Source organism: Paenibacillus sp. OV219, from assembly GCF_900110075.1.
In the GTDB taxonomy this organism is placed as follows: Bacteria; Bacillota; Bacilli; order Paenibacillales; family Paenibacillaceae; genus Paenibacillus_Z.
In genome coordinates, this window is the sequence record NZ_FOCJ01000011.1 from 17,862 (window position 1) to 31,690 (window position 13,829).

15 protein-coding genes are annotated in these 13,829 nt (G+C 52.9%); 8 read left to right on the forward strand and 7 right to left on the reverse strand.

The features are described from left to right. Positions 1–10: 10 nt before the first annotated feature. The 4 genes from BMY11_RS22965 (at position 11) to BMY11_RS22980 (ending at position 3,991) form a co-directional block, all read left to right on the forward strand. Positions 11–724, forward strand: a complete 714-nt coding sequence (locus BMY11_RS22965) for an NAD(P)H-binding protein (RefSeq protein WP_090581784.1) — start codon at positions 11–13, stop codon at positions 722–724. Positions 725–750: 26 nt separating this feature from the next. Then, positions 751–1,446, forward strand: a complete 696-nt coding sequence (gene rluF, locus BMY11_RS22970) for a 23S rRNA pseudouridine(2604) synthase RluF (protein ID WP_090581786.1) — start codon at positions 751–753, stop codon at positions 1,444–1,446. A gap of 306 nt (positions 1,447–1,752) precedes the next feature. Beyond that, positions 1,753–3,252 carry a Mur ligase family protein gene (locus tag BMY11_RS22975; protein ID WP_090581788.1) on the forward strand — a complete coding sequence of 500 codons (1,500 nt, stop codon included), beginning with the start codon at positions 1,753–1,755 and terminating at the stop codon, positions 3,250–3,252. A gap of 25 nt (positions 3,253–3,277) precedes the next feature. Beyond that, the gene (locus tag BMY11_RS22980; protein WP_256217720.1) at positions 3,278–3,991 is read left to right on the forward strand and encodes a cysteate racemase; all 714 of its coding nucleotides are present in this window, start codon (positions 3,278–3,280) and stop codon (positions 3,989–3,991) included. A 75-nt stretch (positions 3,992–4,066) separates the two neighbouring features. Here BMY11_RS22980 and motB read toward each other — a convergent pair whose 3' ends face one another. Together motB and motA are read right to left on the reverse strand one after the other, a co-directional pair. After that, the gene (gene motB, locus BMY11_RS22985; protein WP_090581791.1) at positions 4,067–4,900 is read right to left on the reverse strand and encodes a flagellar motor protein MotB; all 834 of its coding nucleotides are present in this window, start codon (positions 4,898–4,900) and stop codon (positions 4,067–4,069) included. Continuing rightward, complete coding sequence (motA, locus tag BMY11_RS22990) at positions 4,884–5,684, reverse strand: flagellar motor stator protein MotA (protein ID WP_090581793.1); 801 nt, start codon at positions 5,682–5,684, stop codon at positions 4,884–4,886. The genes motB and motA overlap by 17 nt, the downstream gene beginning before the upstream one ends. A 260-nt stretch (positions 5,685–5,944) precedes the next feature. On the opposite strand from motA, the gene BMY11_RS22995 reads away from it, so the two are divergent. Continuing rightward, a complete protein-coding gene (locus BMY11_RS22995) occupies positions 5,945–6,244 on the forward strand; it encodes a hypothetical protein (protein ID WP_371262918.1) in 300 nt (99 codons plus the stop codon). 38 nt (positions 6,245–6,282) lie between these two features. Next, positions 6,283–6,588 (forward strand): 4a-hydroxytetrahydrobiopterin dehydratase, encoded by a 306-nt coding sequence (locus BMY11_RS23000; protein ID WP_090582063.1) that lies wholly within the window; start codon positions 6,283–6,285, stop codon positions 6,586–6,588. 176 nt (positions 6,589–6,764) lie between these two features. Here BMY11_RS23000 and BMY11_RS23005 read toward each other — a convergent pair whose 3' ends face one another. From BMY11_RS23005 to BMY11_RS23015, 3 genes are all read right to left on the reverse strand, one after another. Beyond that, on the reverse strand, positions 6,765–6,968 hold the full coding sequence (locus BMY11_RS23005) for a DUF378 domain-containing protein (protein WP_090581797.1): 204 nt from the start codon (positions 6,966–6,968) through the stop codon (positions 6,765–6,767). Between the two features lie 127 nt (positions 6,969–7,095). Beyond that, positions 7,096–7,605: a GNAT family N-acetyltransferase gene (locus BMY11_RS23010; RefSeq protein ID WP_256217721.1), complete on the reverse strand. Its 510-nt coding sequence runs from the start codon at positions 7,603–7,605 to the stop codon at positions 7,096–7,098. A gap of 60 nt (positions 7,606–7,665) precedes the next feature. Continuing rightward, on the reverse strand, positions 7,666–8,319 hold the full coding sequence (locus BMY11_RS23015; protein WP_090581799.1) for an HAD family hydrolase: 654 nt from the start codon (positions 8,317–8,319) through the stop codon (positions 7,666–7,668). Between the two features lie 241 nt (positions 8,320–8,560). Between BMY11_RS23015 and BMY11_RS23020 the strand changes: the two genes are divergently transcribed. Together BMY11_RS23020 and BMY11_RS23025 are read left to right on the forward strand one after the other, a co-directional pair. Next, positions 8,561–10,312: an ABC transporter ATP-binding protein gene (locus tag BMY11_RS23020; RefSeq protein WP_090581800.1), complete on the forward strand. Its 1,752-nt coding sequence runs from the start codon at positions 8,561–8,563 to the stop codon at positions 10,310–10,312. Further along, entirely contained in the window at positions 10,305–12,194 is a 1,890-nt protein-coding gene (locus BMY11_RS23025) for an ABC transporter ATP-binding protein (protein WP_090581802.1), read from the forward strand. Before BMY11_RS23020 ends, BMY11_RS23025 begins: the two co-directional genes overlap by 8 nt. Positions 12,195–12,474: 280 nt before the next feature. Here BMY11_RS23025 and BMY11_RS23030 read toward each other — a convergent pair whose 3' ends face one another. Continuing rightward, complete coding sequence (locus BMY11_RS23030; RefSeq protein ID WP_177182786.1) at positions 12,475–12,993, reverse strand: SRPBCC family protein; 519 nt, start codon at positions 12,991–12,993, stop codon at positions 12,475–12,477. 64 nt (positions 12,994–13,057) lie between these two features. Continuing rightward, positions 13,058–13,570, reverse strand: coding sequence for an SRPBCC family protein (locus tag BMY11_RS23035; protein ID WP_090581804.1), 513 nt, complete (start codon positions 13,568–13,570; stop codon positions 13,058–13,060). Between the last annotated feature and the right edge of the window lie 259 nt (positions 13,571–13,829).

Genomic DNA, 13,829 nt, shown 5'->3' on the forward strand with positions numbered 1-13,829 from the left:
GTGATCGGATATGAATGAAGCAAGCCGCGGCTACCGCTCGCTGGTGCTTGGTGCTACAGGGCTGGTCGGCTCGGCGTTGCTTGGGCAGCTGCTTGCTGATCCGCAGTGTATGGCTGTGACGATTCTGGTGCGCAGGCCGCTGCGTCCATCGCCGGATATGCAAGTCTACGGCAGCAAGCTAACGGTTCTAACCGCCGACCTCGATCGGATGGAAGAGGCGCTCACCGGCGTGGAGGCGGATATCGTGTTCTGCACGCTCGGCACCACGATTAAGAAGGCCGGCTCACAGGAGGCTTTTCGCGTGGTCGATCTTGAGTACCCGATAACGCTTGGGGAATGGGCGAAGACGCATGGCGCATCGAAGTATATTGTAGTCTCAGCGATGGGCGCGAATGCGTCGTCCTCGATCTTCTACAACCGGGTCAAAGGGGAAATGGAAGCTCGGCTAACGGAGATTGGCTTGCCAGAGCTGCATATCGTTCGTCCCTCGCTGCTGCTCGGGAAGCGCGAGGAATTCCGCTTAGGCGAGAAGGCGGCAATTCTACTTAGTCCGCTCATGAAGCTGCTGATGGTTGGTCGGCTGCGCATGTACCGTCCCGTACAGGCTGCGGCTGTGGCTGCTAAGATGGTGAAATGCGCCAATGGGCGGGTGGTCTTGGGCGGGCGCCCGATCACGCAGATATATGAGAATGATGCAATTACTGCTACAATAATAGATGAATAACGATAGGTGCGGGGTGAACAAGTCAGTTGAGGATTAACAAGTTTATTAGCGAAACCGGCTATTGCTCAAGACGCGAGGCGGACAAACTGGTTGAATCGGGCCGTGTATCTATAAACGGCGTAACTGCCGAGCTCGGCAGTCAGGCGGAGCTTAGCGATGACGTTCGTGTCGATGGCCGCCGGATTGGGGAGCAGCGTTCCCACGTCTACATTGTGCTGAACAAGCCTGTAGGCATAACGAGTACGACCGAATCGCATGTAGGCGGCAATATTGTAGATTACATTGGACATCCGGAGCGGATTTTTCCGATTGGACGCTTGGACAAGGATTCGGAAGGGCTCATTCTGCTGACCAATGACGGAGATATTGTGAACCGGATATTGCGTGCGGAGGGCAAGCATGAGAAGGAGTACGTCGTAACGGTTGATCGTCCAGTGACACCGCGGTTTCTTCAGGCGATGAGCGAAGGCGTTCGTATCTTAGGCGCGATGACCTTGCCGTGCAAGGTGGTGCGGGAAGGCGACCGGGTATTCCGGATTACGCTGACGGAAGGGAAGAATCGTCAAATTCGCCGTATGTGCCAAACATTCGGCTACAACGTGAATAAGCTGCGCCGTGTACGGATTATGAATATTCATCTCGGACAGCTTGGTTACGGAAAGTGGCGGGATCTGACGAAGGACGAGTTGAGCGAATTGTTTACGATGCTCGACTATAAGTAGAAGTAGGGACGGGACCTAGGGCGCTTTTCCCGGGAAATAATACAATAGCAGTGAAGCGAAAGATCAGAGAGAATCGGCTTTAATGAGGCGCCTCTGATCTTTTTGCGTGGAAAACAAACATTTGTAATCCTAGAAAACATGAAGTAAAATTATAAAGGATTGTAGGCACTTTGCATAGAGTAAACTGTAAAATAATTGCGTTTAAGCAGGAGGCCGCTACGGGTAATGAGTTGGACAAGCCCGGAAGCGCTACTGCGAGCTATTTGGACGTACACATAATTTCATGGGCGGAAAGGGACTTATTCCATGACTAAATTACAAGAGCTGCTCCAAGAGACAGCTATTATTCATACTTATCAGGCAGCTGCGGATTCTACAGTGATATCCGGCATTGCCTATCATTCGGGGAAAGTGCAAGAGGGTAACCTCTTCGTCTGTATTACCGGTTACGCGACCGATGGGCACAAGTATTTGCGCGACGCTGTGGCGAAAGGTGCGGTAGCAGCAATCGTGGAGCGCGTGCAAGAAGACGTTGACGTTCCGCAATATGTCGTGCCGAACAGCCGAATTGCACTTGCCCAGCTTGGCAGCGCGTATTACGGCCATCCGTCTGAGAAGCTGAAGATGATCGGCATAACGGCGACGAATGGCAAAACATCTACGACCTATATGACCAATGCGATTCTAGAGCAGCATGGGCTGAAGACGGGGCTCATCGGTACAGTTGTCATTAAGATTGACGATTCGGAGATCCCATCGGAGCTGACAACACCGGAATCGCTTGATCTGCAGTCTTATCTGGCGCAGATGGTGGAACGTGACGTCTCCCATGTGAGCATGGAAGTGTCCTCGGCGGCGCTCGAGTCCCATCGAGTGGAGACGGTTGATTATGATATCGTCTGCTTCAATAACTTGGGCCGTGAGCATATTGATTCGCATGGCACGTTTGAGAATTATTTTGCGGCAAAAGCAAGCCTGATCAAACGCGCCAGTGAACATAGCTACGCTGTCCTTAACCTCGATGATGAGTATGCGGCATCCCTCGTTACGGAGACGGCGGCGCAGGTCGTTACGTTCGGCATGAAGAGCAGCGAAGGCACGCTTCACTGCAAAGATCTAGATCTCTCAACTGGCCGAGCTAAGTTTACCGTCGAGATTAAGAAGCCGTTCAAAACAGGCGAGATCGAGTATACGCCTAGCGAGTTCCGCGTGGAGCTGCGCATTCCGGGGCTGCATTCCGTTTACAACTCGATGGCGGCTATTACGGTGGCGCTCCTATGCGGAATTCCGATTGCCACCATTCAAGAGGCGCTGCGTACGTTCGGCGGCGTGGAGCGCAGATTTGAGTTCATCCATGAGGATGAGTTCATTATCATCGACGACCATTTTGCTAATCCGGGCAATATTCATGTGACGCTTGAGACGATGCGCTATATGGACTATGAGAAGTTCCATCTGGTGTATGCGATACGTGGTCATCGCGGACCGGTCATTAATCGCGAGAACGCAGAGGCGATCGTGGAGTGGCTGAACAGGCTGGAGATGCGCGAGATCATCGCAACGCGAAGCGAGTCGCATGTGAACAAGAACAATACCGTTTCCGACGAGGAAGCGGAGGTGTTCCTTGAAGTAATGAAGGAAGCGAACATTGACGTGCAGCTGTACCGTGAGCTCCCGGATGCCATTGCGACTGCGCTGTCTAAGGCGGGCCGCGGTGATCTGATTCTGCTCGCAGGCTGCCAAGGGATGGACCCTGGCGCTGAGATTGCGCTGAAGCAGCTGGAAGAGCAACGCAACAACCGATAACGGATTAACGGATAAAGTAGGTAGAATGATGATGGAGCATAAAAGGCGGTTAGGTGTTCTTGGCGGGATGGGACCGAAGGCGACGTCCGTATTTATTGATCAAATTATAGAGGCAACAGTAGCCGACATAGATCAGGATCATATTGATATGATTATCTTGAATCATGCTTCCTTGCCGGATCGGACCCATGTCATTCTGGAGAATAACCCGGGGCCGTTTCTCCGTGAGATCGAGAAGGACATTCGACTTCTGGAGCATGCCGATGTCGCGAATATTGCGATGCCTTGCAATACGGCGCATTATTATATCGAGGAAATGCAGCAGATGACTTCGATTCCGATCATTGACATGGTGGAAGAGACGATGAAAGCGATCCATGCGCAGCATGGCGACGGCTGCAAGGTCGGCATTCTGGCGACGAACGGTACGCTGCACAGCGGAATCTACAGCAAGTCGGCGCTTAAGTATAACTTGGTGCCGCATGTGCCGGAGCCTGAGGTTCAGCAGCAGGTGATGAATATTATCTACAAGGATATTAAGGGCGGCGTCCAGATCGACCCGAAGGAAACCGAAGAAATCATTCATAACTTGGTTAAAGTAGACGGCTGTCAGTGCGTTATCATCGCATGTACGGAGCTCTCGATCATTCCTTTCAGCGTCGAGACGAAGCGGGTCTGCATTGATGCGATGGACGTACTCGTACGCAAATCAATTGAGCTGTCACTGCAGCGCTATTAGATGAGTGATATAGATAGGCATAAAAATAGGCATAAAAAAACCAGTCAGGCTTAGAGCCTGACTGGTTTTTATGTTTTACTTCTTCGTTGGGTCGACAGGAATCGTCACGAATTTCGTACTATCGGCGTATTTGCGGATAATGGACACTTCAACGCGGCGGTTCTTCGCACGTCCTTGTGAGGTTTTGTTATCCGCAATAGGGCGATACTCGCCATAACCGATGTTGCTGAAGCGGTGAGGGTTGAGCTTCTTGTTCTCAAGCAAAATATCGGTGAACCGGATGGCCCGAATCGAGCTAAGATCCCAGTTTGAATTGAACTCATTGGAATTCATCGGTACATTGTCCGTGTGGCCAGAGACGACGACCTCATAGTCGTTATATTTCTGCAGCATGGTACCGATCGTGACGGCCAGCTTCCGGGATTCCGGCTTCACCTTCGCACTACCCGGTGCAAAGAGGGAGCTGTCACTGATCGTAATTGTCAGCTGCGACTGATTAAGCTTCGTATCTAGCTGGGTCGTGAGGCCGTTCGACTGAATGTACTGGTCCATCTGCTTCTTCAGCTTCTCAAGATCCTCTTGTTCCTTCTTCATTAGCGAGTCGAGCTGATCCTGCGTCGGAGCGCCGTTCTTCTTCAAGGACTGATTGTCTTCATTATTAACCTCGGTTGTATTAACCACTTGATCAAGCGGATTGACGAGCGAGGATTGATCAAGTACGCCAGTGCCGCTGTTCAGCGCAACATTGAAGGCTTTGCTCATCTCTTCAAACTTCTTGGAATCGGAGGTGCTCATCGCATAAAGCACGATGAACAACGCGAGTAGCAGAGTCAGCAAATCGGCATAAGGGATGAGCCACGTTTCGTCAGCGTGCTCCTCGTGGTGTTCGGCTTTATGCTTTTTGCTCAACGGCCTCTGCCCCCTTCTTACTCAGTTGTAGACGTTCTGTCGGCGTTAGGAAGACAGACAGCTTCTGATTAATAGCGACCGTAGATACGCCAGACTGAATAGAAAGCAACCCTTCTACCATCATGAGACGAAGCTCGACTTCACGCTTCGAAAGTCGCTTCAGCTTATTGGCAATCGGGTGCCACAATACATAACCGGTGAATATACCTAGAAGAGTGGCAACGAACGCGGCTCCAATCGCATGCGCGAGCTTCCCCATATCACTCATATCAGCGAGTGCGGCAATCAGACCGATTACGGCACCGAGTACCCCTAGCGTTGGCGCGTACATGCCGGCTTGAGAGAAGATGAGTGCGCCAGCGCGGTGACGCTCTTCCGTTGCAGCGATATCCTCGAGCAGAACGTCGCGAACGAGATCCTGATCGTTACCGTCAATGATCATCCGCATGCCATTACGAAGGAACAGATCTTCAATCTCGTCGACCTTCGACTCCAGTGCTAGAAGACCTTCGCGGCGTGTAATTGTTGCCCACTCCATGAAGAGGGCGATTACTTCTTCGCGGGGAAGCAGCTTTTGAACGACAAAAATCATTTTGATCAGCTTCGGAAACTTCTTGAGTTCAGAAATTGGGAAACCGATGAATAACGAGGCTGCAGTGCCGACGATAATGATTACAAAAGCGGCTGGATTGATGAGAGCCTCAATCGGGGCACCCTTGAGCGTCATACCTAGCAGAACTGCGACAAGCCCAAGAACAATACCAATGACAGTAGATTTTTCCATGACACACCTCAACTAGTAAGAATATTAGGATACTAAAGAAACGGCAGGGCCGCATATGCCTGATGTACAGAAAGGAAGCGGACGGCTGGCCGATGTGTCATTACGACAAATTGAACGTCATTTCGACAGACCCACTTCTATATTATTTATCGGCAAAAGGCGCGTTCAGATTAGAGCGAAATGGATGTTTTAGTCGTTTTCATCCGATTTCGTGTAGAATAGTAGATATTCTGTCTCAAAATTGTGCGGAAGGCGAGGAAATGAGAATGGGAGTTAAGCATGCAAGGGAGTACGTCGATATTCTGGGCGAGCTGAAGGAGGCGCTGAACTCGATTGGGGATGGGTATCTCTTCTTCGAGATGGAGACCGCGGATTGGGAGCAGCTTGAAGAGCCGCAGCGGCTTGAATTAATGGAAGCGCTCGCGGACGATGTGTTCTATGCGCTTGGCGAGGATCCTGTCATCCATGTCGGCGGGGGGATTGTCACGTACCGTCCGAAGCATCATATTATTGAAGTTTCGGTGGACGAGAAGGAAAGTAGAATCATTCGGCTCATCTAATTTGAATGGGTAGAGGCGGGGGTGTTTCCTTGGCGAAAATGGAGAAAATGGCGCTGGACGTTGTGGATGCTGCAATCGCAGCGCTTGCCGGCTGGTCCCGTCAGGATGAGAAGTGGATGCAAGGAAGCTACCGGTTCAGCACGTTTCCAGCTGCAATTGCGTTCGTAGATCGCGTGGCGGAGATTGCGGAAGCGATGAATCACCATCCGTTCATCGCCATTGATTACAAGAAAGTGACGCTGCGCCTGACCACTTGGCATGCGGGCGGCTTGACGGAGCTCGACATCGAGTCAGCCCGGTGCTATAACGAGACGTATGAGACGTCGATTCCCGAACGCGGGTAATCGGCGTTTTTTTTTATTTGTGGGGTGCGAGTGGACGAGGCGTCGAAAGGCGGGGGCAAGAGGTGGAGGCAAGAGCGGAGGCAATAGGAAGGCATTAAAAGAGCCCGCCGGGCGCTTTTGTAGGAGCGCACAGCGGGCTTGAACATTGCGTGTGAAGTGTGCAGGGGAACTGTCCGTCAGTCCTCTGTTGCTACCTTGGCGAAGAACGATAGGCTGTAAAGTGCCGCCAAGCCTACAATAATGTAGACGATCTTGGCGCCGACGGAGTCCTGACCGTCGAAAATCTCCGATACGACATCGTACTCAAACAGACCAATGACAAGCCAGTTCAACCCGCCGAGAATGAGGATCAGTAAGCTCACGATATTCAGTGCTTTCATGAAGACCCGCCTCCTTTGAGTAATAGTGACTCGTGACACTACTACGGATATGCGGGAGTGAATGTTTTTAGCACGATAAAAATGTAAGCGCTTTGTAAAGGGGTCATTTGCGGGCGATAGGTAATCGCTAGTCCATCGCTTGTGGCATATAGCACATACAGTGAACGTCAATCATGCCTGCTGCTGTAGTTTTTGCATAGGTGTCGGTGATCACGAAGCCCACCCGCTCATAGGTGCGGATTGCGCGCTCGTTCCAGACGTGCACCTCCAGATCGATCTCATCGGCGGGCGCCTGCCGCTCTGCCTCAACTACAATTGCCCGAACGAGCGCAAGCCCGAGTCCCCGCCCGCACAGATCCGGACGCAAGCCGAGCCCAAGCCGTGTAACGCCGAGCAAAGGGAAGAACTGCGCGAAGCCGATCAGCTCGCCTGCTTCATTCGTAACCGCGCGATACTGCTGATCTCGCACGATTGGATCGCCAAACTCCATGCCAAGCTGCTGCATGACTTCCCAGGAGGACCAGTTATAGAAATCAAAGGGCGACTCATAACGCCAGCTCGCCAGCTGCTCGGCGAGGCAGTCAGATAGTGGGATGACAATGAGCTTGTCGGTCAGGGCCTTAATTGGTGCGATCACGAGTGAGGTCTCCTTTGTGCGCAAACGTGTAGGTCTTAGATGTCTATAATATCGGCAATGCTAGCTGTCGCTATGAATAAGGGCAAGAAATGACCCCGTGCTTGTGAATATTTGATCAGGCTCTGTCTCAAAGGTTGCGCTCTGGTAAGTGGAAAGCCACTGGACACCGTAGGTGCGAAGGCCGGCGGACTTGCCCGCTCGTATATCGGCGTTGCTGTCACCAAGGAAGATAGCCTCATTCTGGTGCGAGCCAAGGATATGCAGCGCTTGATGGATGCCTTCGGGATGCGGCTTTGGCTGCTCCACGTCATCCCCGGTGATTACAACATCGAAGAAAGAAGAGAGCTGCAGCGCTTCGGTGGAGATGAGGAAGGCCTTCCTGCTTTTGCCCGTAATGACGCCAATCTTCATGCCTTGCTCTCGGAGCGAAGTAAGCATGTGTGTGATGTCGGATGGAAGCGGGCCTTCGTCATCGAAGTGGCCGTTTCTATAGATTTCGTAATAGAGAGCGGTCGCTTCCTGCACCGCGGCTTGGTTGTTCAAATTGCGGGCAATAATGTCGTCTTCCGTCGGTCCGAACATGGCGACGATCTCTTCCTCAGATACGATACGGTTGTCGTATTGCTGGAACACGGCCCTAAACGCTTTGAACGACAAAGGCAGCGTATCGGCAAGCGTGCCGTCGAAGTCAAATAACACGGTACGGATAGGCAAATCTTCCACACTCCTTACTAGTGAGAGAATACTAGTAGTATACTATAGGAATAATATGGATGGATTCGGAAGCTAAGACATTGCTTAATATTTAGAAAGCTGCGAAAACGCTTCATTTCGGCAGGGAAGTCCCTTTTTAGGAGAGATCTTTGTCTTTTTTTACATATGAAGCGATTTCCATTTTGCTTCCTGCAATAGGTACAATAGAGGAAAGAAGAATGAAAAAAGGGAGTCCTGAACCTTGAGCTTTCTGAAGCCGTATTTTCGCCAATTTGGTAAACCGTTCGCAGCAGCCATTCTGTTTCTCATGCTTGAAGCGTTCTGTGATCTGCTTCAGCCGACGCTCATGTCGCGCATTGTGGATGTCGGGGTCGCGAATAAGGAGCTGGACTACGTATTCAGGTTTGGCGGCTATATGCTGCTCATTACCGCTATTGGGGCCAGCGGCGCGACGCTGCGGAACATTATCTCCAGCCACGTCTCCCTGAACTTCGGTACCCGGCTCCGCTCGGACCTGTTCCGGCAAATTCAGACGCTGTCGGCAGGCAACATCGACAAGTTCGACCGTGCATCACTCGTAACTCGATTAACGAACGACGTGACCCAGATTCAGAACTTTACGAACGGACTGATGCGCATCTTCGTAAAGGCGCCGCTTATCTGTATCGGTAGTCTTATTATGGCGGTTCGCCTCAATCCGCCGCTATCTCTCGTGCTCGCCGTTGTGGTGCCGCTCGTTGCGGTGCTTATTGTGTTCAATATGCGTATTGGGTTTCCGCTCTTTACGCGCGTGCAGAAGGCGCTCGACCGGGTGAACGGCGTATCGAGGGAGTATCTGTCCGGCGTTCGGGTGGTGAAAGCGTTCAATCGGTTCGATTACGAGACCGAGAAATTCGGCGATGTGAATGACACGTACCGCCTTGCATCGACTCGTGCGATGCGCATGCTGTCCATCTTTAGCCCAGGCATTATGCTGACCGTCAACTTCGGTATTGCCGCGGTCATCTGGATCGGCGGCTTGCGGGTCGATGCAGGGCATATGCAGGTTGGCCACATTATCGCGTTCATCAACTACATGACGCAGATTCTGTTCTCACTGCTTATGATCTCCAACGTGTTCACCATGTTCGTCCGGGCAAAAGCTTCCGCTGAGCGCATTGGCGAGGTATTCGCGGAGAAGGATGCGATGTCGTGGAAGGAGGATGCAGTGCTCGGCGGGCGTACAGCAGCAGCAACTGGTACTGGTTCTGGGAGTGTCGAGTTTAAGCAGGTTTCTTTTGCCTACGCTCAGTCAGAGACGGTGATTCGCGATATTACGCTGAGCTGTAAGCCGGGAGAGACGGTTGGCATTATCGGTTCAACGGGCTCAGGCAAAAGCACGCTTGTCAATCTCATTCCACGCTTCTATGACGTCACCAGCGGGACGATTGAAGTGGACGGTGAAGATATTCGTGATATTGAGCCGAAGCTGCTGCGTGAGCGGATCGCAATTGTGCCGCAGAAGACGGTGCTGTTCACCGGCTCGATCCGTGACAATCTGCTGTGGGGCAAGGAAGGCGCGAGCGATGCGGAGTTGGAGCGGGCGGCGCGCATGGCGCAGGCGCATGCATTCATCATGGATACGCCCGAAGGCTACGGCACGCTGCTTGGACAAGGCGGTGTGAATCTGTCTGGCGGTCAGAAGCAGCGGCTGTCCATTGCGCGGGCGCTCGTTCGCCAGCCGTCGATCTTGATTCTGGACGATTGCACGAGTGCCGTTGATACATCGACGGAGTCGCAGATTAAGGAAGCGCTGCGGGAATATGCGCAGGGACTGACCTGTATATTGATCGCGCAGCGGATGTCCTCGGTCATGGATGCGGATCGCATCATTGTGCTGGACGGCGGGGAGATCGTCGGCTCGGGCACGCATGATGAGCTGATGCGAGGCTGCACGGCGTATCAGGAAATTTATCGGTCGCAGACCGGCAAGGAGGCGCATGCGAATGTCTGAGTCAGAGTCTGAGCAAAAGAAACGCGGAGAGCAGACGGCAGCTAACGCATCTGCGCCGCCTGTGGTGAACGTGCAAGGCAGAGGCGGATTCATGCAGCGCGGTCAAGTCGTGAAGCCGAAGAACATGGGGGCGACTGTGCGGCGCCTGTGGTCGTATCTCGGCAAGGAGCGCGGACTGCTGTCGGTAATCTTTGTTATTGTATTGGTCGACTCGCTTATTACGCTGTCGGGCCCATATTTGATCGGACGGGCGATTGATGCGATGGCCATGACCGGGGCGGCCGGCAGTGCTGTTGATTTCGGCTTGCTGGAGTTTGTGCTCATTGCGCTGGTTGTGTCCTATATTGCCGACGGCGGGCTGACGCTCTTGCAGGGCTGGTTAATGGCGGGCGTATCGCAGCGCATTGTCGGGCGGCTGCGGGAGTCGCTGTTCGCGAAGCTGCATAAGCTGCCAATCCGCTTCTTCGATATGCGGACGCATGGCGAACTGATGAGCCGGATGTCCAACGATATCGACAACGTCAGCAATACGATTGCGCAGTCGGCCGTGCAGATCATGACCGGCTCGGTCGCCATTACAGGTGCGCTCATCATGATGCTCATCCTGAGTCCGCTGCTCACGCTGGCAAGCTTAATTACGGTGCCGGCTGTGTTCCTGCTTACGCGGACGATCGCGCGGGCGACGGGACCGCTGTTTAAAGCGCAGCAGAACAAGCTTGGCATCCTTAACGGACATATTGAGGAGACGATCTCAGGTATCCAGATCGTGAAGGCGTTCAACCGCGAGGAGAAGGCGATCGCCGAGTTCGAAGAGGTCAATAACGAGCTGCGCACGATTGGAATCAAGGCGCAGATTCGCTCTGGATTCTTGATGCCGATTATGAACGTCATCAATAACGTGGGCTTTGCGGCGGTCGCGATTGTGGGCGGCATCCTGGCGGTAAACGGACATATTACGGTCGGAGTCATTGCCAGCTTCCTGAGCTACTCGCGCCAATTCGTCCGCCCGCTTATTGAGCTGGCGAACCTCTTCAACACGCTGCAGTCCGGCGTGGCAGGCGCGGAGCGGGTGTTCGAGGTGCTCGACGAAGAGGAGGAGCCGGCTGATCCACAAGGAGCTGTGCGGCTTGCGAATCCGCGCGGGCACGTCGTCTTCGAGGACGTGTCGTTCGGCTACCGCGCCGATGTGCCGATCTTGCGCGGCGTGAGCTTCGACTCCGCCGAAGGCACGAGCACAGCGCTCATCGGTCCGACCGGAGCGGGTAAGACGACCATCGTGAACCTGCTCACACGGTTCTACGATGTGACGGGCGGTTCGATCCGCATCGATGGGCGCGATATTCGCGACTATACGAAGGATAGCCTGCGGCAGGCGTTCGGCATCGTGCTGCAGGATACGTATCTGTTCTCCGGCACCATTCGGGAGAACATTAAGTACGGCAAGCCGGACGCGACCGACGCCGAGATGGAGCACTCGGCTAGGCTTGCGAATGCCGCACCGTTCATTCGCAAGCTGCCGCTTCGGTACGATACCGTGCTGGCGGAGAATGGCTCGAACCTTAGCCAAGGGCAACGGCAGCTGCTCGCTATTGCGAGGGTCATCTTGGCCGACCCGTCGATTCTTATCCTCGATGAGGCGACGAGCAGCATTGATACGCGGACGGAGCTGCACATTCAAGACGCGCTGCGCGGCGTGCTGCATGGGCGGACCAGCTTCCTCATCGCCCACCGCTTGAATACGATCCGCGACGCCGACACCATTATGGTCATTGACCATGGCAATATTGTGGAGCGGGGCTCCCACGAAGAGCTGCTAGAGCGGCAAGGCGTGTATCATCGCATGTTCACGAACCAGTTCGGAGCTATTTTGGGCGAGGGGTAATAGGTGGGCATCAAATATTAAAGGCCGCCCTGGTTGGGGCGGCCTTTTTGCGGGTTTGGTGCTGAGAGAACGTATTCGTGCTCTCGGCATTATATGTGCGGTATGGTGAGGCTGAGAGAGTGTATGTGTGCTCTCGGCGTCGTTTCGGCGCGAAATTATGTTTAATTGGGGGCTGAGAGCACGTATGTGTGCTCTCGGCTTGTTAGTGTGCTGAAATTGTAGCTGAGAGCACAAATGTGTTCTCTCACGTTCATGCAGATTCCGCGCAGCAAGCTGCAGCTTAAGCTTGCTGTGTTGCGAGGTAATCCTCGAACTGCTTGAATGTGCCGCCGAAGCCTTGCTGCATGGACTCGTGCATAGCTTTGAAGAACGCGTGCTGGGTTTCGCCCGCGTTGTGCGGTCCGCCTTGGAGCGTAATGGTCGTCTTGCCATCTTGCTCGGTCAGTGTCAGCGAGTTCATCACTTCCGTTGGGAACTCGTCCGAGAATGGAGGTTGTATCGTATTGCCCTCAGCGTCGGCGAAAGAGTTGGTGAATACGAGCTTCTCCGGTGCCGCGATCTCATAATAAACGAATTTTCCATACATCTTGTTGCCGTCAGGAGCTGTCATGCCAAAGTGGAAAATGCCGCCCGGTTTCACATCCAGCTTGATGACTTCCAGCTCAAGGCCAGCTGGTCCCCACCAGTGCTTCAAATGCTCCGCTTCCGTCCATACCTTGAACACCAGCTCACGCGGTGCGTCGAACGTACGTGTTATGAGTAGTCCGCTCTCGTTCGTTGTTTGGTTATTCATCGTCATTTGTTATCTATGCCTCCATTTGGCGTGCGGTTCTTTCTTATTTGCAGGATGAATGGCTTGTCTCTTAGTTCTGCGCCGCCAAGTAGACTTCAAGCTGGTCGAACATGCTTCCAAAGCCTTGCTGCATCGAATCAAACAAGGATTGATAGAAGGCTTGCTGAGCAGTGTTCGCCTGATGAGCGGCGCTCTGAAGCGTAAGAATGGTCTGGCCATTGCTCTCCGTGAACGTCAGCGTATTCATTACTTCCAGTGGGAAATCCGGTGCAATTGGTGCAGGAATTACGTTGCCTTCAGCATCAGTAAACGAAGAAATGTAAACGAGCTTTTCTGGTACTACGACTTCTTGATATGTGTTTTTACTCCACATAAAGTTGCCATCAGGGAAGCGCATGCTGTAGTGGAACATACCTCCTGGGTGAACATCAAGCTTCAGGATCTCCAGGTCCAGATCTGCCGGTCCAAACCAGTGCTTTAGATGCTCGGCTTCCGTCCACACTTTAAACACCAGCACACGTGGCGCATTGATGGTACGTGTAATGACAAGCAACTCTTGGTTCGTTGTTTCATTATTCCCCATTGCTATTCCTCCTGAAAGTGAAGTTCTCGATTTGAATATACCCCAATAGGAATATTCCTGTCAAGGAATACATGGTGGCGATTTCTGGTGTGCTGGTTCGGTGTTCGTCAGCGAGCTCTAAAACTTTTACGCTAGCAGTAGTTGTTCACCGCCTGAGGGAGAGTGGTACTTATGAAACAAAGCAAAAGCTGGTGGCTGCTCGTCATTGTCAGCCTAGTCGTATCCCGTTTATGTCACCATATATGACGCTGAACCCGGA

What these genes read in the sequence shown, in the direction of transcription:
- BMY11_RS23035 (WP_090581804.1), bottom strand. Translation starts at nt 13,570, where the DNA reads ATGGGGAATAATGAAACAACGAACCAAGAGTTGCTTGTCATTACACGT.
- BMY11_RS22980 (WP_256217720.1), top strand. Translation starts at nt 3,278, where the DNA reads ATGATGATGGAGCATAAAAGGCGGTTAGGTGTTCTTGGCGGGATGGGA.
- motA (WP_090581793.1), bottom strand. Translation starts at nt 5,684, where the DNA reads ATGGAAAAATCTACTGTCATTGGTATTGTTCTTGGGCTTGTCGCAGTT.
- BMY11_RS23025 (WP_090581802.1), top strand. Translation starts at nt 10,305, where the DNA reads ATGTCTGAGTCAGAGTCTGAGCAAAAGAAACGCGGAGAGCAGACGGCA.
- BMY11_RS23030 (WP_177182786.1), bottom strand. Translation starts at nt 12,993, where the DNA reads ATGACGATGAATAACCAAACAACGAACGAGAGCGGACTACTCATAACA.
- BMY11_RS23000 (WP_090582063.1), top strand. Translation starts at nt 6,283, where the DNA reads ATGGAGAAAATGGCGCTGGACGTTGTGGATGCTGCAATCGCAGCGCTT.
- BMY11_RS22995 (WP_371262918.1), top strand. Translation starts at nt 5,945, where the DNA reads ATGAGAATGGGAGTTAAGCATGCAAGGGAGTACGTCGATATTCTGGGC.
- BMY11_RS22975 (WP_090581788.1), top strand. Translation starts at nt 1,753, where the DNA reads ATGACTAAATTACAAGAGCTGCTCCAAGAGACAGCTATTATTCATACT.
- BMY11_RS23005 (WP_090581797.1), bottom strand. Translation starts at nt 6,968, where the DNA reads ATGAAAGCACTGAATATCGTGAGCTTACTGATCCTCATTCTCGGCGGG.
- BMY11_RS22965 (WP_090581784.1), top strand. Translation starts at nt 11, where the DNA reads ATGAATGAAGCAAGCCGCGGCTACCGCTCGCTGGTGCTTGGTGCTACA.